Annotated in this window: 18 protein-coding genes and 2 pseudogenes; 2 read left to right on the top strand and 18 right to left on the bottom strand. The window is 68.4% G+C overall.

Features of this window, described 5'->3' with window-relative positions; genetic code table 11:
• Positions 1 to 52 precede the first annotated feature (52 nt).
• The 5 genes from EV385_RS25725 to EV385_RS25705 all read right to left on the bottom strand — a co-directional run bounded on the left by EV385_RS25725 (position 53) and on the right by EV385_RS25705 (position 11,872).
• A complete protein-coding gene (locus tag EV385_RS25725; protein WP_207229935.1) occupies positions 53 to 1,249 on the bottom strand; it encodes a cytochrome P450 in 1,197 nt (398 codons plus the stop codon).
• Positions 1,246 to 2,352 carry a branched-chain amino acid aminotransferase gene (locus EV385_RS25720; protein ID WP_165449587.1) on the bottom strand — a complete coding sequence of 369 codons (1,107 nt, stop codon included), beginning with the start codon at positions 2,350 to 2,352 and terminating at the stop codon, positions 1,246 to 1,248. Before EV385_RS25720 ends, EV385_RS25725 begins: the two co-directional genes overlap by 4 nt.
• Before the next feature lie 68 nt (positions 2,353 to 2,420).
• Positions 2,421 to 2,765 carry a nuclear transport factor 2 family protein gene (locus EV385_RS25715; RefSeq protein ID WP_130511769.1) on the bottom strand — a complete coding sequence of 115 codons (345 nt, stop codon included), beginning with the start codon at positions 2,763 to 2,765 and terminating at the stop codon, positions 2,421 to 2,423.
• Positions 2,766 to 2,811: 46 nt separating this feature from the next.
• Positions 2,812 to 3,027 carry an MbtH family protein gene (locus tag EV385_RS25710; protein ID WP_130511768.1) on the bottom strand — a complete coding sequence of 72 codons (216 nt, stop codon included), beginning with the start codon at positions 3,025 to 3,027 and terminating at the stop codon, positions 2,812 to 2,814.
• Positions 3,020 to 11,872 carry a non-ribosomal peptide synthetase gene (locus EV385_RS25705; protein WP_130511767.1) on the bottom strand — a complete coding sequence of 2,951 codons (8,853 nt, stop codon included), beginning with the start codon at positions 11,870 to 11,872 and terminating at the stop codon, positions 3,020 to 3,022. Before EV385_RS25705 ends, EV385_RS25710 begins: the two co-directional genes overlap by 8 nt.
• A gap of 804 nt (positions 11,873 to 12,676) precedes the next feature.
• On the opposite strand from EV385_RS25705, the gene EV385_RS25700 reads away from it, so the two are divergent.
• A complete protein-coding gene (locus EV385_RS25700; protein ID WP_165449586.1) occupies positions 12,677 to 13,099 on the top strand; it encodes a GNAT family N-acetyltransferase in 423 nt (140 codons plus the stop codon).
• A 116-nt stretch (positions 13,100 to 13,215) separates the two neighbouring features.
• On the opposite strand, the gene EV385_RS25695 is transcribed toward EV385_RS25700, so the two are convergent.
• The 7 genes from EV385_RS25695 to EV385_RS25665 all read right to left on the bottom strand — a co-directional run bounded on the left by EV385_RS25695 (position 13,216) and on the right by EV385_RS25665 (position 17,669).
• Complete coding sequence (locus tag EV385_RS25695; protein ID WP_165449585.1) at positions 13,216 to 13,839, bottom strand: IS66 family transposase; 624 nt, start codon at positions 13,837 to 13,839, stop codon at positions 13,216 to 13,218.
• A gap of 4 nt (positions 13,840 to 13,843) precedes the next feature.
• A complete protein-coding gene (locus tag EV385_RS25690) occupies positions 13,844 to 14,173 on the bottom strand; it encodes a hypothetical protein (protein ID WP_242625076.1) in 330 nt (109 codons plus the stop codon).
• 169 nt (positions 14,174 to 14,342) lie between these two features.
• A complete protein-coding gene (locus tag EV385_RS25685) occupies positions 14,343 to 15,350 on the bottom strand; it encodes an IS3 family transposase (RefSeq protein WP_242625219.1) in 1,008 nt (335 codons plus the stop codon).
• A 14-nt stretch (positions 15,351 to 15,364) separates the two neighbouring features.
• The gene (locus EV385_RS25680) at positions 15,365 to 15,796 is read right to left on the bottom strand and encodes a transposase (RefSeq protein ID WP_130507934.1); all 432 of its coding nucleotides are present in this window, start codon (positions 15,794 to 15,796) and stop codon (positions 15,365 to 15,367) included.
• Between the two features lie 101 nt (positions 15,797 to 15,897).
• A complete protein-coding gene (locus EV385_RS25675) occupies positions 15,898 to 16,101 on the bottom strand; it encodes a hypothetical protein (protein ID WP_130511764.1) in 204 nt (67 codons plus the stop codon).
• The gene (locus EV385_RS25670) at positions 16,098 to 17,174 is read right to left on the bottom strand and encodes a hypothetical protein (RefSeq protein ID WP_130511763.1); all 1,077 of its coding nucleotides are present in this window, start codon (positions 17,172 to 17,174) and stop codon (positions 16,098 to 16,100) included. Before EV385_RS25670 ends, EV385_RS25675 begins: the two co-directional genes overlap by 4 nt.
• Before the next feature lie 156 nt (positions 17,175 to 17,330).
• On the bottom strand, positions 17,331 to 17,669 hold the full coding sequence (locus tag EV385_RS25665; RefSeq protein ID WP_130511762.1) for a hypothetical protein: 339 nt from the start codon (positions 17,667 to 17,669) through the stop codon (positions 17,331 to 17,333).
• 480 nt (positions 17,670 to 18,149) lie between these two features.
• On the opposite strand from EV385_RS25665, the pseudogene EV385_RS25660 reads away from it, so the two are divergent.
• Positions 18,150 to 18,347, top strand: a pseudogene (locus EV385_RS25660) (tyrosine-type recombinase/integrase); the annotation flags it as partial.
• A 106-nt stretch (positions 18,348 to 18,453) separates the two neighbouring features.
• Here EV385_RS25660 and EV385_RS25655 read toward each other — a convergent pair.
• From EV385_RS25655 to EV385_RS25625, 6 genes and pseudogenes are all read right to left on the bottom strand, one after another.
• The gene (locus tag EV385_RS25655; RefSeq protein ID WP_130511761.1) at positions 18,454 to 19,122 is read right to left on the bottom strand and encodes an HAD family hydrolase; all 669 of its coding nucleotides are present in this window, start codon (positions 19,120 to 19,122) and stop codon (positions 18,454 to 18,456) included.
• 62 nt (positions 19,123 to 19,184) lie between these two features.
• Positions 19,185 to 20,534: a hypothetical protein gene (locus EV385_RS34420; protein WP_207229934.1), complete on the bottom strand. Its 1,350-nt coding sequence runs from the start codon at positions 20,532 to 20,534 to the stop codon at positions 19,185 to 19,187.
• Between the two features lie 128 nt (positions 20,535 to 20,662).
• Positions 20,663 to 20,998: a helix-turn-helix domain-containing protein gene (locus EV385_RS25640; RefSeq protein WP_130511759.1), complete on the bottom strand. Its 336-nt coding sequence runs from the start codon at positions 20,996 to 20,998 to the stop codon at positions 20,663 to 20,665.
• A pseudogene (locus EV385_RS25635) lies at positions 20,995 to 22,022 on the bottom strand (tyrosine-type recombinase/integrase). Before EV385_RS25635 ends, EV385_RS25640 begins: the two are co-directional and overlap by 4 nt.
• Positions 22,023 to 22,481: 459 nt before the next feature.
• Positions 22,482 to 23,030 (bottom strand): SAM-dependent methyltransferase, encoded by a 549-nt coding sequence (locus tag EV385_RS25630; RefSeq protein ID WP_130511758.1) that lies wholly within the window; start codon positions 23,028 to 23,030, stop codon positions 22,482 to 22,484.
• A 493-nt stretch (positions 23,031 to 23,523) separates the two neighbouring features.
• Positions 23,524 to 24,768 carry an IS256 family transposase gene (locus EV385_RS25625; protein ID WP_130511757.1) on the bottom strand — a complete coding sequence of 415 codons (1,245 nt, stop codon included), beginning with the start codon at positions 24,766 to 24,768 and terminating at the stop codon, positions 23,524 to 23,526.
• Positions 24,769 to 24,866: the final 98 nt, after the last annotated feature.

The following is a 24,866-nucleotide window of genomic DNA, read 5'->3' as shown; positions in this document are numbered from 1 at the left end:
GCGAGCTGCATGCCGATACGAGCGCAGTTTCGTGAATGGAGATTTCAGCCTGTCATCGCCACTGGAAGGTGAGGGGCAGGCTGCTGTACCCCTGGACCTGAAGGACGCTCATCCATTGCGGAACTCCCGCGATCTCGAGCCCTTCCAGCTTCGCAGTCAGCGCAGTCAGCAGTACGCCGAGTTCGACACGGGCCAGCGCCGCCCCGAGGCAGTGGTGCGGACCGTGCCCGAAGGTCAGATGGCGGTTGGGGTGCCGGTCCGCGCGAACGACATCCGGTGCGGTGAACATCCGGGGGTCCCGGTTCGCGGCGGGCAGCCAGGCGACGACGGGCGTCCCCTCGGCGATCTTCTGCCCTGCGACGGTGACGTCGCGCGTGGCCACGCGCAGGACGTGCATCGCCGGCGACGTCCACCGCAGGATCTCCTCGACGGCCTGTTCGATCCGGAACTGCCCGGCACGCAGGCGCGGCAGCAGGTCGCCCGCGGTGGCGAGGGCGTGGAAGGCGCCGGTCACGGCGTGTCGGGTGGTCTCGTTGCCGCCGATCAGGACGTTGTCGCAGTTCATCAGGATCGCCCGATCATCCATCGTCCCTTCGTCGATCATGGCAGCAACGAGGTCGCTACGCTGGTGGCGCCGATGGTCCGCGATGATGTCGACGAAATAGCTGAGGATCTCGGCGTGCGCTTCGGACGGTGACATGTCCGCCATCGACGGTTCTTCGCCGCCGAACGCGTGGTTGGTGAGTGTGATGACAAGTTCCCGATCCGAGTCCGGCACGCCGAGGATCTCGCACACGACAGCGGCCGGCAGTCTTGATCCCGCCTGGACGGCCGCATTCGAATCGGCGCCGGTCCGCAGCAGCACGAGCAGCTCGGCGACCTCCCGCTCGACGAAACCCTGCAGGGAGGACGCCGAGGCTCGGGAAAGGAACGGGCCGATCAACCGCCGTAGGCTCGAGTGCCGGTCGCCCTCCGCGACCACGAGCATGTGCTGCCCGGCCTTGTCGGGATGGTCCCGGTCGAAGCCGATCATCATTCCGTACTCGGACGTGAACGGCGCATTCGGCGCGAGTACCTGAGAGCATGCCGCGTGCGAGAACACCGAGTAGAAGCCAGTAGGTGATTTTCCGGGTGGACTCCATACCACCTGGTCGGCGGACACGAAGTCGCGCCACATGTCGTAGCGCCGGGCGCTGCGGTACAGCTGAGGGTCTGCCAGGTCGACGGGGAAGGGGTTTGCCACGGTCACGACACCTCCGTGACCCTGTGCATCCATGCCGGCGTCCTGCGCTGTCCACGCTGTATGCGCCGCAGTTCCCGGTGCAGTGTGGTGGTGATCGGTCCGGGACGGCCGTTGCCGACGGTCCAGTCACGGGTCCGCGAGCGTACGTCGCCGACCGGTGACACCCCTGCGGCGGTGCCGGTCGCGAACACCTCGGTGATCTCTCCGGTACCGCAGCCCACCCTCCACTCGTCCACCGAGATCCGGCGCTGCTCGGTGCGGTATCCGAGATGGTCGGCCAGGGTCAGCACCGAGTCGCGGGTGATTCCGGGAAGGATGTTCCCATCCAGCGGTGGCGTGACCAGTCGCGCGTCGGAGCCGCTGCCGTACACGAAAAAGACGTTCATGGCGCCAAGTTCCTCGATCCAGCGGCGTTCCAGGGCATCGAGCCAGACGACCTGGTCGCAGTCCTGAGCGTTCGCTTCCTCCTGAGCCGCGTAGGAGGTCGCGTAGTTGCCCGCGTATTTCACGGCGCCGGTCCCGCCGGGCACGGCACGAGCGGACCGTTCGTTGACCCAGACCCGGATGGGCCGCACGTCCGGTCCGAAGAATCCTTCGGTGACGAATGCCATCACCAGAAATCGGCAACGACGGCCCGGCCGTAGGGCCAGCGATTCGTCCGCGGCGTACAGCAGCGGTCTGAGGTACAGGCTCAGCCCCGGACCGTCGGGAAGCAGGTGCGCATCGGCCGTCACCAGGCGGGTCACGGCGGCGGTGAAGAGGTCGACCGGAAGGACGGGCAGGCAGAGGCGTCGCGCGGAGGCCTGCAGGCGGCGGCCATGGGCTTCGGGTCTGAAGAGTCCCATGCCGTCGTCGGGCAGGCGATATGCCTTCAGTCCCTCGAACACCGCCTGACCGTAGTGCAGGCCCACGGTTGCGGGGTGCCAGTCGAGCGCGTGGAGCTCGCGCAGTCCGGGGTCGTGCCACCCGCGTGCGGACGTCCACTCCAACGAGACCAGGTGCTCAGTGAACGCCTGACCGAACGCTGGCCCGGCGGGCTCCTCGAGCCGTCGATTGTCATCGATGCGCGGGTTGACGGGCATCGGCGCCAGACCTCGGAGATCCGCCACAGACACCTCCTGCGGTCGAGGGGGTGCGTCCATCATCTCCATCTCGCCCTTCGCTGTCGTCGACAAGCTCACACGGCCGGGGTGAAAAAGTAGGTGTCCCGGCGGACGAACAGACCCTCGGCGTCGATGCGGAAGAAGTCGGCGAACGCCACCTGTACGTCGCGTCCGTCTTTCAGGCTGCCGGCGAAGTGCCCGCGTACGGCCACTCGGTCGTTCTCCTCCACCACCTCGGTGAGCTCGTGGCGGCCGCTTTCGATGACACGATGCTGCCGGTAGAACTCCTCAAGCGCCGGCCGCCCGACGATGGGGGCGTACCCGGGACGGTGGTAGATCACCTCTTCCGCGAAGAGGTTGATCAACGACGACAGGTCGCCTCGGTCGACATAGTCGTAGTACTGGCGTACGGGATGCATCTCCTCAATCCTTCTGGCGGGGTGTGCGAAACCACCGTGGTTGTTTTCAGGAAGAGGCGTTCATCTGTTCCACGAGGCTGCGAGGACGCATGTCGGTCCAGTTCTCCTCGATGAACTGCAGGGCTTCCCCCCGGGTGGTCGCGTCCCGCCGCACACTCCAGCCGGACGGGACCTCAGCAAACGCCGGCCACAGCGAGTACTGGTCCTCGTCGTTGCTGAGCACGAGGTATGCGGCGTCCGGGACGTCGAACGGATTAGTCATCGATTTCGCCTTTCACGGTCCTGATCTCGGGTGCCAGCAGTCGGTCAAACGCCGGCCGAAGGGCATCGGCGATGTGTGCCAGGGCGGCGGGCCGGGGCATGCCATCGTGGGTGACATCGACGACCCGGGTCTCGACATCGCCGGCTAGAAACGGTCGCCACGCCGCCGCCGCGTCTTCGGGGTCGACTCCGTCGGCGCCGGCAACGAACAGGATCGTGTCACCGTCGAACCGCCCCTGGCGCAACCCGGCCCCGAGCCTGGCGCTGTTGCGGACAACCGACAGCACGCGCCGGATCCGATCGGCTGGCAACGCCGAGAGCGGGGCGTCCGGCTCAGCCAGGATCCTGGCCGCATGGGCCAGCGGGTCGGTGAGCTCGCAGTCCCCGTCGCACCGATGCCCGTTCAGGCGCAGCAGTGCCCGGACCGTCCATGCCTCGTCAATTTCTTCCGAGGACTTCGTCGGCTGCGGTGGGTATGCATCGAGCAGCACGAGCATGGCCACATCCTCGCCCTCCGCTTGCAGCCTGGTCGCGACGAGGTGCGCGATGTTGCCACCGAACGACCAGCCGAGCAGCGCGTAGGGGCCGTTCGGCCGGATCCGGCGCAGCGTGACGAGATAGTCGTCGATCATCTCATCCAGCGTCTGATGCGGAGCACCGCCATCCGGTTGGAGTCCGCGGGCCTGCAGCCCGTAAACCGAGACGCCGTCCGGGATGTGGGCGAGCAGTCCGGCGTACGCCCACGACAAGCCGCTTGCCGGTGGAAAGCAGAACAGCGCTAGTCCGGTGGCCCGGTCCCGGAGGGGCAGGGCCACGTCGAACCCGTCGCCTCCCTGGCCGTCCTGGAAACGCGTTGCCAGGTCGGCGGCCGTGGGGTGTGCGATCAGATCCCGCACGGTCAGGTCACCGCCCAGCCTGGCCCGAATGCGGGCCATCAGGCGTACACCTAACAGTGAGTGGCCGCCGATGCCGAAGAAGTTGTCCGACACACCGACCTCGGCACGGCCCAGAGCCTCGGCGAACAGCCCGCACAGCGTGCGCTCGAGTTCGGTGCTGGGGGACTGCCTCGCGGGCACCGGGACGTCGGCGCTGGGCTCGTCCAGTGTCGCCTGCGCAGCACCGAGCTCCAGCTCGCGGTCGGGATCCTCCAGGGCGGCTTGCAGGATGCCGTCCAGATCACCAACGAGACGCTCGATCGTCTGTCGCTCGAACAGATCCGCGCGGAACCCGAGGACGGCGTTGATGTCGTCAGGTTCCCCGTCCGGGCGAATCTGCGGCCGTAGCTCGAACGCGAGGTCGAAATCAGCCGCGGCCGGGTCCAACGGAATCTCCTGCGCCGTGTCGGCAATGAGATCCGCGTCGTAGGCGTGGTCATCGAACATGCTGAGCATCACCTGGTATAGCGGGTGCCAGGCGAGCGTCCGTACCGGATTGATCGCCTCCACCACGCGGTCGAACGGCACGTCCTGGTGAGCGAAGGCGGCAAGGTCGTCCTCGCGGACGCGGGCCAACAGAGTCCGGAACGACGGGCGGCCGGTGGTGTCCGTTCGCAGCGTCACCGTGTTGACGAAGTATCCGACGAGATCATCCAGGATCCAGTCCGGCCGCCCGGCGACGGGAGCACCGACCGTGATGTCGGTACCGGCGCCCATTCTGCTCAGCGCTGCGGCCACCGCGGTGTGCAGAACCATGAACAGGGTCGCCTGGTTCTGCCGGGCCAGCGCCAGCAACGCCGCGTGGGTGGTTGCCGGCAGGGTCCAACGGACCACCCCGGCCGCGCCGTCCACGGCCGGACGACGCGGGTGGTCGGTCGGGATCGGCGGGTGGTCGGGAATGCCGGCGAGGGACTGCCTCCAAAAGGCGAGTTGGCGACTGATCTCGCTGGTCGGGTCCTGCTCATCACCGAGCACCTGGCGCTGCCACTCGCTGAAATCGACGTAGCGGACGGGGAGTTCCGGCAGCTCGGGGCTTTCACCCGCACGCCGGGCCCGATACGCCGCACCGAGATCCCGGATCAGTGGGGCCAGTGACGCGCCGTCGGCGGCGATGTGGTGGACGACGAGCAGCAGGACGGGCGTGCCTGCCTCGACGTGGAACAACCTCGCTCGCACCGGTGGGCGCGCGGCCAAGTCGAACGGTTCCCGGGCGCAGGACTCCAGGCGACTGATCAGATCTCGTTCACTGACCCGGCACTCGATGAGCCGGAACGGGCAGTCGGCCGGTGGAAGAATGGTCTGCCAGGGCTCTCCATCGGTGTCCCGGTAGACGGTGCGCAGGGCGTCGTGGCGCGCAACCACATCCGCGAGCGCCTGATCCAGGGCCACCACATCGATGTCATCGGTGAGGCGCAAAGCCAACGGCACGTTGTAGGCCGGGCTGGCGCCCTGCAGCCGGTCGATGAACCACAGGCCGCGCTGGGCGGACGACAAGGGGATCCGGTCCGGCAGGGGGTATCTGACCAAGTTCACATGCGCGGAGGCCGACTGCCCGGCCTGGCGTTCCTGCAAGGCGGCGACGGTGGGCGCCTCGAAAAGATCGCGGATGTTGAGGTCGGTCTGCAGGGCACTTCGGATCCGGCCGATGAGCCGTATCGCGATCAGGGAATTGCCGCCCAGATCGAAGAAGTTGTCATCGATGCTCACCCGTTGCCGGTCGAGCGCTGCCGCGAACGCCTCGCACAACACGCGTTCACGCCATGTACGTGGCCGTCGGCCGGCCGGCACCGACGCCTCAGCCGCCGGTAGGGAAGCGCGATCGACCTTGCCGTTCGGGGTCAACGGGAACGCGTCCACCACCATGACCACGGCGGGTACCAGAGCGTCGGGTACCACCGCGGACAAGCGGCGGCGCAGGTCACTCCCGTCGAGGGTACGGCCCGCGTCGGGTAGCACGTAGCCGACCAGCCGACGGCGGCCGCCGGAGTCGGTGTCTGCCACGACTATCGCCTGGGCCACCCCGTCCAAGGCCCGCAGCGCCGACTCCACCTCGCCCGGCTCCACCCGGTACCCGCGAATCTTGACCTGCGCATCGGAACGTCCGACGAACTCGAGCTGACCATCCTCACGCCACCGCACCAGATCACCCGTGCGGTACATCCGCCGGCCGTCCCCGGCGAACGGATCCGCCACGAACCGTTCCGCGGTCACACCCGGCCGACCCACATAACCCCGCGCCAGCCCGGCACCCGACACATACAGCTCCCCGACAACACCCACCGGTACCAGCCGCAGAGCGGTGTCGAGGACATAGACGTTCTTGCCACTGATTGGTCTGCCAATGGGAACGGCGCGCTGCAGTTCAGCGGCGGACGTGATCGGGTGACACGTGGTGAAGACCGTCGCCTCGCACGGGCCGTAGCCGTTGAAGAGGCGCGTGTCGGGGCAGGCTGTCAGGAATCGGTGGACCGATTCGGGGGACACCACATCGCCACCGGTCCACACCTGGTCGAGCCGGGCGAGCGCGGCCGGGTCGTCCTCGGCGAGCAGATCGAACAAGCCCGCGGTGATCCACATCCGGCTGATGTCGTAGCGGGCGACGAGCGCCCGAATGACGGCGGGGTCGGTGTCACCAGGCGGCGCGACGACGACCTCGCCGCCCTGCAGGAGGGTAGCCCACAGTTCGAAGGAGAGTGCGTCCCAATTGTGCGGCGAATACAGCAGAACCCGCTGTGGTCTCTCGCCCCAGCTCGGCTCCGATGCCAACCAGAGTAGGTCCGCATGTGTGGTACCGACCGGCTTGGCCGTCCCGGTCGAGCCGGACGTGTACGCCAGGCCGACGACCTGGTCCGGGTGGCAGGGCTGCGGTGCCAGCGGCTCCCACGTAGCCAGTGCCGGGTCGTCGACGACGATCATCGGCACGGTTAGAGGTTCCGCGAAGAGCTCGTGTGCCGACAGGGCCCGATCAGTGAGGATCACTCGCGGCGCGGCGTCGGTGATCGACTCGCGCAGCCACGCGGTTGGGGAACTGCCCAGCAGAGGCACATACGATGCACCCGACCGGGCGACGGCCAGCAGCGAGACCACCAGGCCGGCCGAGCGCTGCTGGAAGACGATCACCCGGCTCTCGGGGCACACACCCGCGGCGACGAGCCGGGCCGCCAGGCTAGCCGCGGCTTTGTCCAACTCCCCGTACGACAGGGCGATATCGCCGCATCGCACCGCGATGCTGTCCGGTTGCTCGTGCGCGATGCGGCAGATCGCTTCACCCACGCCGCCGGCGATCGTCGGTGATGCCGCGCCGGTTCCGGCAGCCAGCAGTTGAGCGGCATCCCCGGGGTCGGCGATGGTGAGCTGTCCGACCGGTATGCGGGCATCGGTCGTCATCGCGAGGAGGAGATGCCGCAGCCGGTGCAGGATGCTTGCGGCCAGCGATTTCGTGACGGCATCCGAACGGTAGTCCAGACGCAGGTCGATGTGCTCCCCCGGCATGACGACCAGTGCCAGCGCATAGTCGGTCACGTCATAGCCGTCGAGGCCGCTCAGCCGGATCGTGCTGGAGTCGTCGTCCTGCTCGGTTCCGCCGCCGGGGTAGTTTTCGAACACCACGATCGTGTCGAACAGCGTGGCCAGGCCGCTGAGAGCCTGTAACTGGCCCAGGCCGACGTAGGAGAATTCCATGAGTTCGGCCTGGCGATCCTGCAGGTCGGTCAGGAATGTGTTGCCCGGCCGTGACCGATCGATCCGGGCGCGGACCGGCAGCGTGTTGATGAAGAGGCCGACCATCTCGTCGGCGCGGGGCACCTCGGGTGGACGACCGGCGACGGTGGCGCCGAACACCACGTCATCGATGCCCGTGAGATGGCTGAGCAGCAGCGCCCAGGCTCCCTGGAAGACGGTGTTGAGCGTAAGCCCGCACGACCGCGCGAAGCGGATGAGCCGGGCGCTCTCCTCGGTTGTCAGGGCGAGGTCGATTCGGTCCGCCGGCGTAGCCGCGGACGCGGCGCGTGGTCCCGCCACGAGGGTGGGACCGGTGAGGCCCGCCAACGCGGTACGCCAGGCCGCGGTGGCCGCATCGTGGTCCTGTTCGTGAAGCCAGGCAAGGAAGTCGGAGTACGGGGCGGCCGGCGGCAGCGCCGATGCCGTGCCGTTCGCCGCATAGAGGGCAAGCAGATCGCGGACCATGATCCGAGAGGACCAGCCGTCGAAGATGAGGTGATGGCTCGTGACGAGCAACCGGTGCTCCTCGTCCGCGGTCCGGACGAGGACACAGCGGACCATCACCTCGCGGCTGGTGTCGAATCGAGTGGCCCGCTCCGCCGCGCAGATCGTCGAGAAGTGCTCCTCGCGCTGCCCGGGGTCCAACGAGCGAACATCCTGGTAGTCCCAGGGAAGGCCGTCGGCCGCGGGGGCGATGACCTGCACCGGCCGCGCCAATCCAGTGTGTACGAACCGCGCGCGGAGGGCGCCGTGCCGGCGGATGAGGGCGTTCATGGCGGCGCGCAGCCGCTCCGGCTCCAGATCGCCCGTCAGCGTGCACGTGAGTTGGACGGTGTAGACGTCCCGACCGTTCTCGTCGTACAGGGCGTGGAAGAGCAGCCCTTCCTGCAGCGGCGAGAGCGGCAGCACGGCTTCCAGGCCCGGAAAGGCGTCCTCGAGTCGCTCGATGTCGTTGATGGTGACGTCCACTAGCGGGAAGTCTGATGGTGTGCAGCCTCCGACGCCGGTCTGGGAGACGTGCTTCGCGAGACCGGTGAGGGCGTCGGACCACGCGTCGGTGAACTCTCTCACCTCGTCGGCCGTCAGTACCTCGGGCAGGAAGGAGCACTCGGTCAGGATCCGGGGGCCATCCTCTCCGTCGAGCGTCACTGCCGTGACGGCGAGCGGGTGCACCACCGGAGTCGCCGGGTCGAAACTTCCACTGAGGACTTCTCCACCGCGGCTGGCGGGACTCCAGTCCGCGTTGCCGGGCGTCCCGAAGCGGCCGAGGTAGTTGAAGCCGATGGCAGCCTGCGGCCCCCGAGGCATCCGTGACCGGGCCGGACCGTCCAGATAGCGGAGGATGCCGTACCCGATGCCGTTGTCGGGAAGGCCGCGCAGCTTCTCCCTCACTGTCCTCACCGCGCGTCCTACGACCGGCTCACCGGCGCGGACCGCGGTCCAGTCGGCCGCCGCCAGGTCGAGCACCACCGGGAACACGGTGGTGAACCACCCGACCGTCCGGGAGAGGTCCACTCCGGGGAGGATGTCCTCCCGGCCGTGGCCCTCGACGTCGACCACGATCGGACCGGTTTCATCGCGGCTGCCCAGCCATTTCGCCGTCGCGAGCCCCAGCGCGGCCAGCAGGACGTCGTTGATGCGGGCGCGGAAGGTTGCCGGGGCGGTGGTCAGAATGACCCGGGAGACGTCGACCGGCAGCTCCACGGTCACCGATGCGAGGTCACGGGTACGGTCCCGCTGCGGGTCGATCGGCCGCCGGCCGATCACCGGCTGACGGTCGGGCAGCAGGGAACTCCAGTAGTCGGCCTCCTGGACCCGGCGGGGAGCACTGGCCTCCTCGACGAGCCGTTCTGACCATTGGCGCAGGGAGGTACCCACCGGCGGGAGTACCGGATCTTCGCCCCGAGCGAGGGCCTCGTAGGCGGACCGCAGGTCCGGCATAAGGATGCGCCAGGAGACCCCGTCGACGGCCATGTGATTGACGACGAGCAACAGCCGGCCCGCCTCCGGCCCGTCGGTGAACCAGACGGCCTGCAACATCACGCCGGACTCGGGTGCGAGTCGGTCGACGGCCGCCCGGGCGGCCGTCTCCTCACCGACCTGCCGCGCCCGTTCCGTCCATCCGCTGATGTCGACCCGCGCCAAGCAGCCGTCCGCGCGGACGTCGCCGGGTTCCCGGACCGTCAGGTCGAAGCCCTGCCCGTCCGATGCCGGGACCACCTGCATCCGCAGGGCATCGTGGTGGTCGAGAAGCACCTGCAGAGCACCGGTGAGAAGCGACTCCGTCGCGCCGGCGGGCACCTGCACCACCATCGACTGATGGAACCCGCGGATCTCGGTGGTTCGCTCGGCGAGCCAATGCATGATCGGGGACGGCGGCACTGACCCGAGGTTGTCGGCCAACGCTGCCGCCGGTTCGGGTTCCCGGACCGTTGCGGCAGCCGCCAGTGGCGCGACCTTGCGATGTTTGAAGATGTCCCGCGGCTTGATGACCAGCCCGGAGCGGCGGACCACGGAGATGAGGTTGATCGACACGATGCTGTCGCCGCCGAGATCGAAGAAGTCGTCGTCGATGCCGACCTCCTCGACGCCTAGGACTTCGGCGAACGCGGCGCACAGTATCTGTTCCCGCCGGGTTCGTGGCTTGCCGCCATTCGAGGCGACCACCTCCGGCGCGGGCAACGACCCGTGGTCCACCTTGCCGCTCGGCGTCAGCGGAATCCGGTCCAGCTGAACAAGATGGGCTGGTACCAGATAGTCGGGGAGCACGTTCGTCAACTGCTTGCGCAGCCATGCGACATCGAGGGGGCCGTTGGCGCGTGCGGTGACGTAGCCGACCAGCCGACGGCGGCCGCCGGAGTCGGTGTCTGCCACGACTATCGCCTGGGCCACCCCGTCCAAGGCCCGCAGCGCCGACTCCACCTCGCCCGGCTCCACCCGGTACCCGCGAATCTTGACCTGCGCATCGGAACGTCCGACGAACTCGAGCTGACCATCCTCACGCCACCGCACCAGATCACCCGTGCGGTACATCCGCCGGCCGTCCCCGGCGAACGGATCCGCCACGAACCGTTCCGCGGTCACACCCGGCCGACCCACATAACCCCGCGCCAGCCCGGCACCCGACACATACAGCTCCCCGACAACACCCACCGGTACCAGCCGCAGAGCGGTGTCCAACACGTGGGCGCTGGTGCCCGCCAGAGGGCGGCCGATCGGGGTCTCACCCGAGGTGAGGGGGTTACTCATGGTGGCGCAGACGGTGGTCTCCGTCGGCCCGTATGCGTTGATCAGCCTGCGCCCGACACTCCATTTCCGCGCGACCTCCGGCGCACAGGCCTCCCCCGCGACGACGACGGTCACCGCCGGCAGATCTTCCGGCGCCATTATGTCCAGCGCGGTGGGCGGCAAGGTCAGATGGCTGACGTTCTGCTCCTGGACGAATTCGGCGAGCATGCTGCCCGGCAGCAGCCGTCCCTTCTCCGGACAAACGAGGGTGGCGCCCGACAAGAGGGTGGTCCAGATTTCCGAGACGGATGCGTCAAAACAGAGCGACGCGAATTGCAGGACGCGGGATCCCGGCCCGATCTCGAACCGGCGGGACTGCTCACGCACCAGACCGGAAAGGCCGGCGTGGGAGACCGCCACACCCTTCGGCGTACCGGTCGAACCCGAGGTGTAGATGACGTAGGCGAGGTTCGCCACCTCCGCCTGCAGACTCACCTCGCCGCCGCTAATCTCGTCGGCGTCGGCGTCGGCGTCGGCGGTGATCGGGATGCGGGGCCCGGTGAACGCGGGCACGGCGCGCACCGATTCTCGGCCGGTCAGCAGGAGCACCGGGGCGGCGTCGGCAATGATGAACTTCAGTCGCTCAGCGGGGTATTCGGCGTCCAGGGGCAGATAGGCGCCACCACATTTCAGAATGGCCAGCATCGCCACGATCGCCTGCACCGGTTCGCTCGATACCACCCCGGCGAGCCGTTCTGGTCCTACCCCGTACCGGGCCAGTTTCCGCGCGAGCCGGTCGGCTTTCGCGTCGAGTTCCGCAAAGGTCAAGCTGGCCCCGCGAGTAGCAAGTGCAATCGCAGTGGGATCTGCCGAAACGCGCTGCGCGAACAACGCCGGTATCGTCTCGGAGGCACCGGTGGGCAGGGCAGAAACGGTAGGCGAATCGATGGTCGATCCGGGCATCAGTCCGTGTCTCCATTTGCAAATATGTAATACAAGGCAAGGGTAATTCGATGGGACTTAGCCGAACGACCCGGTCAGCACGCCATCAACTGGCCGTCGCCGACGCTTCATCACCGCATGGCGGCCGGTCTGGTCGTCCGCCTCATGAGAGAGACTGGCGGCATCTCGGTTCACGGATGCCGAACTCGTATTCAGCGACGGTCGGCTGCAGGATTCATGCGCCGTTAGCAGGCGCCGAAACGGGCAGCCCACTGCGATAGGTGGCACAGCCGACGTGATCGATCAGGCAGTAATCGCGCATCTGAATGCTCTCCCCGTGAGTAATCAGATCCCCTGAACCGTTCGATTCATTGGCATCGACCGAACGTCAGGTGGATGGCAAAATCCGACGAAACTCAATAAACGATGCGATCCGACAAATCCACCAAAGCACGTCTTTCCCAGCTCGTCAAGATCGCGAGTTGGAGCGGCCCGAACCCTCCGTTACTCTCTGCAGTGACTACAAACCGGCCTACTCCCCCAGCATCTCCGCCTTTCGGCGAGAAGTGCCTGCTGAGGTGCGATCCGTCCGGGGTGTCGCCCCGCCAAATACTCGGCACACTGGGTAACAGCAGATAAAGCGGATGATCTAACGTGTGGCACCGCTCACAACCGCCTCACGTGCCCTCCGCGACATCGCCAATACAGTGAGTAATATTGACGTCAAGTGGTCGCCATCGGGCGACGTAGCCGAGGCAAATATTTCTGGGGGACTCAATGACGGTTGCACTTATTCCGATGTCTCGGTCCGCCTTCGAAGAGCGAGTGGGCACCCTGCTGTCCCGATATTCCGGAGACCTGCAGCGTGAGCGGGGCATGACCGAATCTGACGCAGCTGCCGAGGCGCTGCGTCAGATGAAGGTGGTTCTCCCCGAAGGTTTCGACAGCGACAAGATGATCCTGCGCTCCGCATGCGTGGACAGCAACGTGGTCGGATGGGTCTGGGCCTCATTGCCCGGAGCCCCCGGTCGGCCGGAAATGGCGTGGCTGCACAACATCGAAGTAGACCCGGACTACCGGTCCAACGGTTACGGGCGGGCGATCCTCCTTGCGATCGAGGAGGAACTGAGTCAGTTGAGAGTGACGAGACTTGGACTCAACGTCTTCGGCCAGAATAAGCGAGCCATCCGATTGTACGAGAGCCTCGGATACCGGGTCATGTCGCAACAGATGGCCAAAAGGATTTAGCTGCCGGAGCGTGGACGTCATCGGCTGCCTTCCGGGTTGGGCGCCCCGGCCGACACGAAGGATCGAGCGGTCTGAGGCCGTGTCCATTCACGGGTTGGTGGCGTGAAGGGATCTGGTTACGCTGCTGCGGGTAGCCAGGGTCGGCCGGTGAGGGCGCGGGTGATGGCGTCGAGGACGGTGAGGCCGTGGTTGCGGGTGGTGGTGAGGTAGGAATTGATCAGGCACCAGCGGGTGAGGGTGTCGTGGGTTTGCCAGTAGCCGGAGACGGCTTGGTGTCGTTTGGCGGGTTTGACGCCGCGTTCGGCGGCGTTGGAGGTCCAGTCGACGTTGAGATGTCGGGTGAAGTGCCAGACCTGGTCGGCGTGGGTTTTCAGCCAGGTGGCGAGGGTGTAGCCGGGGTGGTTGCCGTCGTGCCAGTCGCGGTGCCGGTTGTGGATGATGCCGCTGTCGACGGCTGTGTCGTAGCGGTTGCGTAGGTCGGCGAGCAGGTCGGGGTCGAGGACGGTCTTGTGGTTGGCTTTCGCCTCTTGGACGGCGGTGTGGGCGTCGGTCAGCGCGGTGGTGACCTGCCCGGTCCAGTGTGATTGCAGGGTGCCGGGGCCGAGCTTGGCGACGCCGCGGCAGCGGCGGGTCACGTGTTGCACGCATTGCTGGATGCCGGCCAGGACCGCGTCGATGCCGGTCAGTAGCCGCTGGTAGGGAGCTTGGTAGGCGCCGTAGCCCGAGCCGGCCCATCCCACCTCGTCAGCTACCCGGCGGCGTGAAGCCCGGCTGGAAACGGGCCGAGGGTTCCCCGCGTTCGGCCCACCACCGTCCTCGTCGTACCTGCACGCCCGGTACACCATCCAGCATCCGTTCTGGATCGACCACGCTGGCCAGCGCCTGCACCAGGTCCGTGCGTAGCTCAGCCACGGCGTCCTCGACCGTGTCCTGCTCACGCGACCAGTCGATTTCCGCATCCCCGAGCCGCTGCACAGCCAGCTCGGCGACCGCAGCCTGGTCATCGACCACGACCTCAACACGGCAGTACACCTGCATCACGACCGGCTCGCCCATTGTCACGGCGGGCAGCATCGCACGAAGGCGCGATCTGCGGCCCACCAAATCTCAGCAGGTTCAACCTCTGTATACACACCTCCGGGCGCCGGCGCCCGGGCCCAGCTGCCCCGCGCCCAGGCGGTCTCAGCAGCCCGGAGAAGGGACGGAACCTGTCAAGTCAACTGAGACAGTTTCTTGATCTTCTTTAGCTTTGTGCTGTTGGAAGGGTGGTCACAGCCGCGACGGCGACTTGTCCGAGGTCGCTGTTGTCGGGTTTGTTGATCCATGCCCGGTGAGCGAGGCGGGGTGGCTGCGGACGGCGGCGCCCGAACCGTTCGGGGTGCGCGGCCCAGGCGGCGTCGAGGGTCCGTTGCCGCTGTTCACGGATCTGTCCGGCGGTGCCGTGATGGACCGAGGCCGGAGTATGCAGGCCGATCCCGGAGTGCCGGTGCTCGTGGTTGTAGTACGTGTAGAACGCCTCGCAGTGCTGCCGGGCGTGCTGGATCGACCCGAACCGGTCCGGGAAGCTCGGGTCGTACTTCAACGTCTTGAAGCTCGCCTCGATGTAGGGATTGTCGTTCGAGGTTTTCGGCCGGCTGTGACTACGGCCGATCTTCAGATCGGTCAGCAGCTGGGTGACGGTCTTGCTGGTCATCGCCGCGCCGCGGTCGGCATGCACGGTCAACTGATCGGGATCGACGCGTTCACGGGCGGCGGCGTCGGCGATCAGCGCTTCGGCGAGCTGCCCGTCCTCGTGCGCGGCGACCAGGTGCCCGACGACGTACCTCGACCAGATGTCGATCACCGTGTAGAGGTGGAACCAGACGCCCTTGACCGGCCCGCGCAGCTTCGTGATGTCCCAGGACCAGACCTGGTTCGCCGCGTCGGCCACGAGTTCGGGCTTGGTCCGGGCCGGATGCGTGGCCTGGCTGCGGCGTTCACCGTTTTGACCGGCGGCCCGCAGAATCCGGTACATCGTGGACTCCGAGCACCACCAGCGGCCCTCGTCGAGCTCGCGGGCCCATACCTGCGCCGGCGCCAGGTCGGCGTACTCGGGCCGGTTCAGCAACTGCAGGACCTGCTCACGTTCGGCCTGCGACAGCGCCGAGGGCGGCGGCTCACGCGGAGTCCGCGGCTTCGGCGGCGCGGGCGGGTTGCGGTGCCGGTAGAGCGTCGCGCGGGATACGCCGGTCAGTCGGCACGCCCCGGCGATGCCCCACGCCGGGGTCAGCGCCTGGAGCGCCTCGGTGAGGACGGGTTCGACATCGGCGCGGCATCCGCGCTCTCGGAGAGCAGTTCCAAGAGCGCGTGCGCTTTTCCCATGATCGCCAGCGCGGTCTCGGTCTTGGCCAGCTTGGCCTGCAAGCGGGCGTTCTCCCGCTGCAGGCGGGCAAGTTCAGCGTTTTCGGCCTTCTTCGCTGCCCGCGCGGCCGCTTGACGGCGGTCGGTCAGGCCGGCCGCGGCTCCGGCGTCTCGGGCCTTGCGCCAGTCGAGAATGTGTGACCCATACAGTCGTTCCCGGCGCAGGATCGCCCCGCGAGCCGCCGCATCCGGCGCCGACTCGTACTCGTCCAGGATCCGCGCCTTGAACTCCGCGGTGAATGTCCGCCGCTGGGGCCGGGCGTCCAGATCCGGGCTCTCATGGGGCTTCGAAGTCATGCTGGTGTGTTCTCCTCAGGGCCGTCCAGGAAGAGTATTCCCTGGTAGACGGGCTGTCTCACATCAGCGTGACAGGGAGGGGGACGGCCGCTCGGGCTCGCTCAGTGGCCTCCCGTCACGCCGGCGAAGTGTGCCAGCGCCAACAGCATGGCGACGGCCCCGGCGAAGGCGCCGCCGCCGGTGAGGATGGCGGTGGAGATGCCGGCGCCGCCGGCGTAGGCGATGAGCCCGGCGGTTTCGGCGATCAGCGCGGCGGTGAGCACCACCAGGGCGGTCCACAGCGGCCGGTTCGGGCTGGGCGTCACGCGGGTTCACCTTCGGTGGGGGCGCCACGGTGCGCCAGGTCGGACAGGGTGGCCACGAGCTGGTCGTGGCGGGTTTCGGCGCGTTCGGCGCGTTCGGTGGCGGCCCGGGCGGCTGCGGTGGCCTCGGCGAGCTGGCGGCGCAGCTCCTCCCGGTCGGCTTGGACCTTGGCGAGGGCGTGGGTGGCGTGCTCGGCGCGGTCCTCGGCCTGGGCGTGTTCGCTGGTCAGCCGGTCCCGTACCTGGTCGAGTTCGGCGGCCCGGGCGGTGGCGAGCGCTTCGGCCTGCTCGGCGCGCAGGACGGTCTGCTGGAGGTGGCTCTCGGCCCGCTGGGCGTGCTGCTGGGCGGTGTCCATGCGGGCGTGCAGTGCGTCGCGCGAGGCGCGCAGGTCCTCGATCGTGTCGCGGGCCTGCTGCAGCTGGGCATCGAGGTCGGCGGCGCGTCGCTCGGCGGCCTCGCGCCGGTGGGTCTCCTCCTGGCGGGTGGCCTCGGCGGCCTGCGCGCGAGCCAGGGCCTGGCCGTGTTCGCGCTCGACGATGGTCAGCCGGTCCAGCGCGTCCGCCACCCGGGTCTTGGCGTCCTGGCGGACCGCCACGAGTTGTCGGCGGGCCTCTTCGGCTTCCGCGCGGGCCACGGCCGCGACATCCTCAGCGGTGGCCTGAGCCTGTCGGGCTCGGGCGGCGCGGTCGTCGGCGCGCTCGGCGCGTGCGAAGGCTTCGGCCATCTCCCGCTCGGCGTCGCCGACGCGGACCAGGGCACCGTCGCGGACCTTGCCGACACCGTCGAGCAGCAGCCGCAGCTGTTCGGCCAGCGGCGCCGCGACCGCGGTGAGCCGCTCGGCGTGCGCGGCGAACTCGTCCAGGGGCGCGTCCAGGCCGGCCGCGCGTACGCCGTCGCGTTCGGCGGCCGCCATCTGTTTGCAGGTCTTGTTGCCCGGCTGCCAGCGCCGCTCGGGGCAGTATTCCGGCGGCCGCCCCCGGCCGTCGTAGGACAGCTGGCGGCCGCACCGGCTGTATCCGCAATACCGGGCCGGTGGTGCCCCCGGCGCCTCGTCGGCGGAGTGCGAGCCCCACAACAGCGGCGGTGAGTGTCGCTTCTCGTTCGTCCTGGCGATCCGTCATCGCACTGAAGCCTCGGTCGCCATCCCCTGCGCACCGAACTCCACGGGAGGTGGCGCCCCATCGGCACACCCCGAGACCAAAGGAAGCCAGACGCCGGCACGATTCTGCCGTCAGGCCGCCGTCCGGCTGCTGCCCTTGATCAGGACGCGGCGTACGGCGTCCAGGTGCTGCAAAGCCTCGACGGTCTGCGGATCGTGCGCCTCCCCGGCGGCCACACGATCGAGCCCCTCCCGCACCAGCGCCCTGATGAGCTGGCCGGGATTCTTCAGCCCTCGCCGCGCCGTCTCCGCCGCGATCTCGTCGGTCCAGGTGCCGGGCATCCGGGCCGAGAACACCACCGTTGCCGGCTGCGGCTCCTGCTCCACCGTGAAGTCGCCGGACGCCAGCAACTCCGCGACGGGGACGTCCAGTGCCTCATTCAGTTGCTGGCGTTCCTGATTCATGCTCATCGCTAAGCCCCTCCTCCGAGCGCCCGCCGGATGTCCACCGTCTCCTGGTCAGTGAGCAACCGGGCCTTCGTCAGCAGCCACACATCGTCCGAGACCTCCAGAAACGCCATGGCCAACCATCGGCCACCCGGTGTCGACGCGTAGAGGTGCAGCCCCCAGTGCCGATGTGTCGGCGAATCCGCGGCCGACTGCCGTGCAGCGCCGCTATCACCGCGACCACGTCCGTGCCGGCCCCCGCGATCGCGTCATAGCTCTCGTCGTCGAACCGGTATTCACTCACGAACCCAGCCTATCTCGGTGTTTACGAATTGTAAACATGCCCGCTCTGTCGATGTCCCCGCCTGCTCACGCAACATCGAGCAGCGCGGCCGCTCACTCAGCAGACAACCTAGGGCCGGGCTGTTAGCCCGCCACGCGCAGCGCTCCGGCGAGCGCGTCGACGCACCCGTCGATCCGATCCAGCTGTCCCCGTCCGCGGCCGCAGGCCTCGGCTCCGCCCGCCGGCTCTCCCCGCACTCGCTGCGGCACGCCTTCGCCACCGCCGCCCGCGAAGCCGGCCCCCTCGAGGACGTGCAGGACGCCATGGCCCCCCGCACCACCCGCCGCTACGACCGGGACCGGCACAACCTCGACCGCGACCCTGCCCACGTCCTTGGCGCCCGCCGGGCATCGCGCCGCGCGGGGCCCGGCCGACTGGCAGGATGCGGTAATTGGGCTGTCCCGTATTCGGCCGAGTTCAGTCTTGGTCGTCACGCGCAGTGATCATCGAGGTGTGCCTGCAGCGTCAGGCGGGAGGTGCATTATGCGTGAGGAGGATCTGGACGGCGTCGGTCACGGTGGCTGTGGTGAAGTCGGGCCGGGGGCCCACGAACTCCTGAGGTGTCTGGGTCGATTGCAACCAGATCGTGTGTAGGCCGGCGCCGTGGCCGCCGGCGATGTCGAGTGTCAGGTCGTCGCCGACCATCCATCCACCGTGCTGCGTGGGGGCTCCGCAGCGTTGAGCGATGATCTGGAAGATCGTCGGGTCAGGCTTGCGGATTCCTACCTCGTCGGAGATGCACCAGGCGTCAACGAGCACGTCCAACCCCGTGCGGCGGATCTTTCCCTGCTGGTTGTCGGTCATGCCGTTGGTCACGATCCCGATGCGCCAGCCTGCCGAGCGCAGTTGTCGGAGCGCGTCGAGGTCCTCGGCTCTGCAGGAGACCAGTTCGGGCATGCGCTGGCGGTACTGCTGCCAGAGATTCTCAGCGGTTTGCGTGAGAGTGAATTCGTTGCGGACTGCGGTGAAGAAGGGGCCTCTGGGGCCTGGCATGTGTGCGTCGGTGGCGATCAGCCAGGTCAGGGCTTTATCGTCAAGCCCGCGTTCGGTCACGAACTCTTCAGCCCATGCGCGGAACGCTGCCTGGCGATCGATGAGTGTGTTATCCAGGTCGAACAACGCCAGTCGCTGCATGGTGGCACGGTAATTGATCGCTGTCCGTCTGCTTCGACCACGCTCATCAGCCGCTGGCTTGATCAGCTGTCGTTGGTGCGTATCGGTTCCAGGTTCCGCCGGCGGCGGCGTGGTGGCGTTGGGTGGTGGTGTGGTGGAAGCCGAGGGCCTGGGCGATGACCGGTGCCGGGGCTTGGAGGACAAGTTGGTGCAGTGCGGCCAGGAATGGTGGGGACGCCGAGGTCACGGATGAGCGGGGCGATCGTGCGGGTGGTCAACGGTTGGCCGGCGCGGCGGCCGGGAAACAGCCAGCGGGCGTTGCGGTTCGTGGCGGTGCGCATGTTGGTGCGCTGGTCACGTAGCGCCAGCAGCAGCTCGGCGACGGGTGCGGGAACCGGCGTCGGCGGGTCGCCGAGCCGGAGCAGGACGTCGGAGCCGGTGGTGTCGATGTCGTCGATGGTCAGGCGCAGGATGCGGCCGAGCGGTTGGGCGTAGAGAAGCAGCAGGATTGCGGCGACGCGGGCGCGGAGCTCGCCGGTGTCGTCGGTGATCAGCTTGCGGAGTAGTCCGATGCGCCGGTGCTGCGTGATCGGTGATCGCTGGCCGGGCCGGTGCGCGGCGACGTGCAGCCGTGGCATGTGCCCGGCGTGGGCGGCCCAGGTCAGGAACGGTTTGAGGAGCTGCCGTTGACGCGGCGGATGGGTGACGATCCAGCGGTCCAGGTCGTCCTGCCGGAGCCGGGCGAGGGTGAGTCCCTGCTCCTGGATCCCGGTGAGGAAGTCGCCGGCCCGCAGGACTTGCTGTCCGAGTTCGCCGCGGGTGCTGCGGCTCACGGGCCCGCGTTCGGCGCGGCGGCGCAGCCAGGGCAGCAGGTACCAGGTGGCGTACTGGCGCAGCAGCTGGCGCTGTTCGGTGTCGGTGATGGTGTCCATGTGCTCGAGCAACCATCTCTCGAACAGCAGGATCTGCTTGTCGAACGGGGGCAGGACACCGCACTGCATGAGCAGTTCCCGCAGGTGGGCGGCAGCTCGCCATGGTTGCAGGCGGTGGAACGCGTCGTGGCTCAGTTCGATGTCAGCTCGGCCCAGACCTCGCAGCAGATCCGCCGCCGGGGCGGGGCGACCGTGCCGGGAGGAGACCCAGGCAAGGCCCGTGAGCGGGTTGTCCATGCTGGTCAGCAGCTCGGCCAGGGGCGCCAGTTCAGGGCGGATGCGGCCGGTGCCGTCGTCGAGGAGCTCGGCGACGCGCCGGGTGAACGTGCAGCGGGTGCACCGGCGGCCGGCGTGCAGCTTGCCCTCCTGCCCGCACTCGGCGCAGGTATACGAGATGGAGAATCCGGCGCAGCTGGTGCAGATCGGAGCCCGGTCCTCGGCCCGCCGTCCGGCCAGGAGCCGGTCGTGACTGCAGCCGGGGCAGCGGCCCTGGGTCCGCAACGCCCGATCTTGGCAGGTGCGGCAGACCTGGCCGTCAGGCCACCGAACGGTGGAACTGCGTCGGCCGCAGCGGACGCAGTCGCGGACGAACCAGCGTTCGTACTGCTCAGCGGTGTAGGTCCGGCCCATCAGTCCGGTCGCACGCGGGCGCGCTTGGGGCGGACCGTGGCCAGGTCCACCGGTGCCGGGGCGTCGCCGGCTACGGCCTTGCGCGGCGCGACGTTGGCCGCCGTCGTGACGACCAGGTCGGCGGGGGTGACCTCCAGGATGTCGCATAGCGCCGCGAGGACGGGCAGCGACAGCCGCTCGGGTGTGCCGGTGACGAGGCGGTGGACCTGGGAGGCGGATAGGTCGATGCCGCGTTCGTGCAGTAGCGGGACTAGTTCGGTGGCGGTGAACACGCCGCGGGCGGCCATCATCTCCCGCAGCCGCCACCGGTAGCTGACCTGGCGTTTCATGCTCATCGGGCCCTTCGTGCCGGTCGTAGTGCCGCGTTCATGGTCGCGTCGAGAGCCTGCCGCAGCGTGCGGGTGCGGAAGTCCGACGACACGCAGGTGTAGATCGCCGTGGTGGAAGCGTGTTCGTGGCCGACCTGCTGCTGCACGAACAACGGATCCCAGCCGGCCTCGATCAGGTGGGTGACATACGAGCGGCGCAGGGAGTGGAAGTCCAGCCCGGCGTCCAGGCCGAGGGCGTCGCGGTAGGCCGACAGCCGCGCGTTGAGCTGGGCCAGCCCGACCCGCGGTGCCCGTTCCGAGGGCCACAGCGCAGGGTTGCCATCGATGGCCAGCAGCGGCCGGATCTCCTCAATCCACTCGGCGAGGATTTCTGGCACCCATGCCCAGACGGTCAGCACGCTGCGCCGTTTCGGCGGTGAGCCCTTCATCGCCTTGCCGTGGCGCACGTAGAGCACGCCGTACTCGCCGAACTCGCTGGCGTGCGGGTTGCGGCCGAAGTCGGCTACGTCGAGCATCCGGGTCTCGTTGCGCCGCAGTCCGTACCCGTAGGCGACCTTGAACAGGGTGGCGTCGCGGAACGCCGGGAGCCAGCCCTTGCGCCCGGCCGCGCGGATCCGGGTGACCTGCTCGTCGGCGTAGTCCAGCAGGGCCTGCATCTCGTCGAGTGTGAACGCGCGCTTGGCCGGGTCGCCCTCGGCCGCGGCGACGTGGACGGCGGCGTTCCACTCGTGGACCACCTGCACCGGGTGCGTGCCGAAGCGCTTCTCGCACTCGCCGACCCAGCCGTAGGACGGGTCGGTCAGGTACGCGCAGAACAGCCGGATCGCCTCCTGGTAGCCGCGCAGCGTCGAGCGGCGTACCCGGCGCACGGCCGTAGATCGGTGCACCACTCGTCGACCAGCTGCGGCGTCCACCGCCACGGCAGTGCCTGCGCGTGCTCGGCGAACGCTCGCACCGACCGCTGTCGGCTTTCCACGGTGCCGAAGGACAGGTTCCGCGCGAGTTGCTGGTTACGCCAACCGTCGAGCATCGCGGTGAAGACTTGCTCGTCCGGACGCAGCAGCCGGACACCGTCGGCCAGTTGCAGGGCCACCGAGCCCGGAGCGGCGCGTTCCACGTCCACCGACAGTGACCTCCCGCCACTCGCATCAGATGCGAGATCTTCGCATCTGATGCGACCGGCTTGTCAAACATGCAGGTCAGGATGGCGGGATTCGCATCCCTCGCTGCAAGGAGCCACCTCCAGGAGGTCTACAGTCGTCGAAACCGCTACTCGCACGACCAGCAGGGCCAACCCCGGCCGCAGGTTGCACGCAGACTGTCTTGTATTCGCATCAGATCGAATACGCGGCGGTTGTAGTTTCCAGCGAAAAAACAACGCGCCCCACCCTGCGCGGCGGCCCCGGTCCGCGCCCCGCCCAGCGCCGCCAGCGCGACAGTGATGGGTGTCAACGTCGGCGGGCGCGGGGACCCCCCGGGGAAGCGCCGGTCAGCTGGCCGGCTTGCGGCCGACGGCGCCGTACCAGGCGACTTCGGCCGGTGCCGGCCGTGGCTGTGGCTCGTCGTCCGCGCGCCAGTCGGCCACCGACACAATCCCCGGCTCCAGCAGGTGGAGACCGGAGAACCGGGCGACCTCGTCGAAGCGGCGTGGGCAGAACGGCGGGCCGCTGTCGGTGTTCACCGCGTTGAGCCGGGCCACGGTGTCCTCGTCGAGCGGGTCGAAGGTGGCGTGCGACAGCACCACGTAGCTGCCGGGGCCAGCGCGTCGACCAGCCGACGCACGATGGCGGACGAGCATCAGCGCGACCGGCCGGGTGAAGTCGAGGGTGTCACGCACGACCTGGTCGGACAGGATCCTGCCGGGCTCGATCGGGTCCTCAGCGAAGCCCGGCGCCTGGACGTCCAGCGCGAACAGCTCCCCCTCCAGCCAGTAGGTCGGCAGCCACCGCCGCCCCCGGCGCGTCCAACCCCGCAGCGGCCGGCGCTCGTCATCGCCGTGCGGATGCCGCAGCACCACCATGTAGCCCGCGGCGTGCATGTCCGCGGCTGGCGTCGGTGCGTTGCGGTATTGCCCGTTCGAGTGGTGTCTGAGCGGGCGTGTACCTCGTCACGGCATCGGGCGCCGATGGCGGCTGGCCAGGGCAGACCGGAGCCGCCCGTCCGCAGGGTCCCGGGGCGACCTGCCGGCACCGTCGGGGACGAGGTAACAGCGCCGGCGGCGGAGGCGGGTCGGCGCGCATCTCGATGGCCGCCAGTGAGAGGTACCAGTGCTTGCGCCTGTGGCCGCTCGGCCCACTACGCATCGCTGAACCGCGCGCGTGGGGCCCGGCTGCGTCAGCGTCTTCTTGAGCCGGTGAAACATCCTCACTTGAGCCTGCGTTGCGCCGCTGCACCGAACGAGTACGCCGTCAGAGCTGAATTGCGAAGAACGGCGGTATGCATGCACGGCAAGAACGTTCGTCCTGCTCCGCGCCGGGTCACGTCCACGGGCGTGGTGTAGAAGACGATCACCGTGGAGATCCAGGTCGATCCTATGCGGCGATGGCTGTGGTGTGGGTTTCGGGCGTTGCCGACGCTTCGGTTTCCAGCGGCGTGAGGCGTGCCTTGGCCAAGAGTTCCAGTCCCATGTAGCGGCGTGATTCGGTCCATTCATCGGTTTGCTCGGCCAAGACGGCGCCGACGAGGCGGATGATCGCGGCCCGGTTCGGGAAGATCCCGACGACGTCGGTGCGGCGGCGGATTTCCTTGTTCAGCCGCTCTTGCGGGTTGTTGCTCCAGATCTGGCGCCAGATCTCGCGCGGGAAGCTGGTGAACGCCAGCAGGTCCGCGCGTGCGTCGTCGAGGTGCTCGGCCGCGGCGGGGAACTTCACCTCGATCGCCTCGACCACCCGGGTGAACTGCTGACGGACGGCGTCGGCGTCGGGCTGGTCGAAGACCGTGCGAACGAGGGTGGCGACCCACGGCTGAGCGCTCTTGGGGACCTTCGACAGCAGGTTGCGCAGGTAGTGCGTGCGGCACCGCTGCCAGGCCGCGCCGGGCAGCGCGGCACCGACCGCGGACACCAGGCCGCGGTGGGCGTCGGAGATGACCAGCCGCACCCCGGACAGGCCCCGCGCCGTCAGGGATCTGAGGAAGGCCAGCCAGCCGGCGCCGTCCTCGTCGGAGCACACGTCCAGGCCCAGCACTTCCCGGCCGCCGTCGGCGTTCACGCCGACCGCGACCAGGGCGTGCACGTTCACCGTCCGCCCGGCTTCGCGGACCTTGATGACCAGGGCGTCCACCCAGACGAAGGTGTAGTGCCCGCTGTCGAGAGGCCGGTTACGGAACGCCTCGACCTGCGCGTCCAGATGCGTGGCCATCTCGCTGACCTGCGACTTCGACAGCTGCCGCACACCCAGCTGTTCGACCAGCTTCTCCACCCGTCGGGTCGAGACGCCGAGCAGGTAGCTGGTGGCGACCACCGAGACCAGCGCCTGCTCTGCCCGGCGGCGATGCGTCAGCAACCAGTCGGGAAAGTACGAGCCCGAGCGCAGCTTCGGGATCGCCAACTCCACGGTGCCGGCCCGGGTGTCCCACTCCCGCGGCCGGTACCCATTGCGGGAGTTCACCCGCGCTTGGCTGCGCTGTCCGTAGTCGGCGCCGCAGGCCGCGTCCGCCTCGGCGGACATGAGCGCGTCCGCGAACGTTTTGATCATGGCCCGGAGCAGATCCGGGCTCGTCGCCTCCAGCTGCTCGCGCAACAGCCCGGCAGGGTTCACACTCTCAGGTGCGGTCATCGCGTTGGTCTCCTTTGATCTTGACTTAGCCGTCTCAAAGGATCTCCGCGGTGACCGTCTCCTATCTCACGACACGCCCGCTACCAGGCCCGTCGTAC

The organism is Krasilnikovia cinnamomea, assembly GCF_004217545.1.
Lineage (GTDB): Bacteria > Actinomycetota > Actinomycetes > Mycobacteriales > Micromonosporaceae > Actinoplanes > Actinoplanes cinnamomeus.
This window is presented reverse-complemented; position numbering and strand designations above follow the sequence as displayed.

What these genes read in the sequence shown, in the direction of transcription:
- EV385_RS25715 (WP_130511769.1), bottom strand. Translation starts at nt 2,765, where the DNA reads ATGCATCCCGTACGCCAGTACTACGACTATGTCGACCGAGGCGACCTG.
- EV385_RS25710 (WP_130511768.1), bottom strand. Translation starts at nt 3,027, where the DNA reads ATGACTAATCCGTTCGACGTCCCGGACGCCGCATACCTCGTGCTCAGC.
- EV385_RS25705 (WP_130511767.1), bottom strand. Translation starts at nt 11,872, where the DNA reads ATGCCCGGATCGACCATCGATTCGCCTACCGTTTCTGCCCTGCCCACC.
- EV385_RS25690 (WP_242625076.1), bottom strand. Translation starts at nt 14,173, where the DNA reads ATGCTGCCCGCCGTGACAATGGGCGAGCCGGTCGTGATGCAGGTGTAC.
- EV385_RS25680 (WP_130507934.1), bottom strand. Translation starts at nt 15,796, where the DNA reads ATGACTTCGAAGCCCCATGAGAGCCCGGATCTGGACGCCCGGCCCCAG.
- EV385_RS25665 (WP_130511762.1), bottom strand. Translation starts at nt 17,669, where the DNA reads ATGAGCATGAATCAGGAACGCCAGCAACTGAATGAGGCACTGGACGTC.
- EV385_RS25655 (WP_130511761.1), bottom strand. Translation starts at nt 19,122, where the DNA reads ATGCAGCGACTGGCGTTGTTCGACCTGGATAACACACTCATCGATCGC.
- EV385_RS25640 (WP_130511759.1), bottom strand. Translation starts at nt 20,998, where the DNA reads ATGAGCATGAAACGCCAGGTCAGCTACCGGTGGCGGCTGCGGGAGATG.
- EV385_RS25630 (WP_130511758.1), bottom strand. Translation starts at nt 23,030, where the DNA reads ATGCACGCCGCGGGCTACATGGTGGTGCTGCGGCATCCGCACGGCGAT.
- EV385_RS25625 (WP_130511757.1), bottom strand. Translation starts at nt 24,768, where the DNA reads ATGACCGCACCTGAGAGTGTGAACCCTGCCGGGCTGTTGCGCGAGCAG.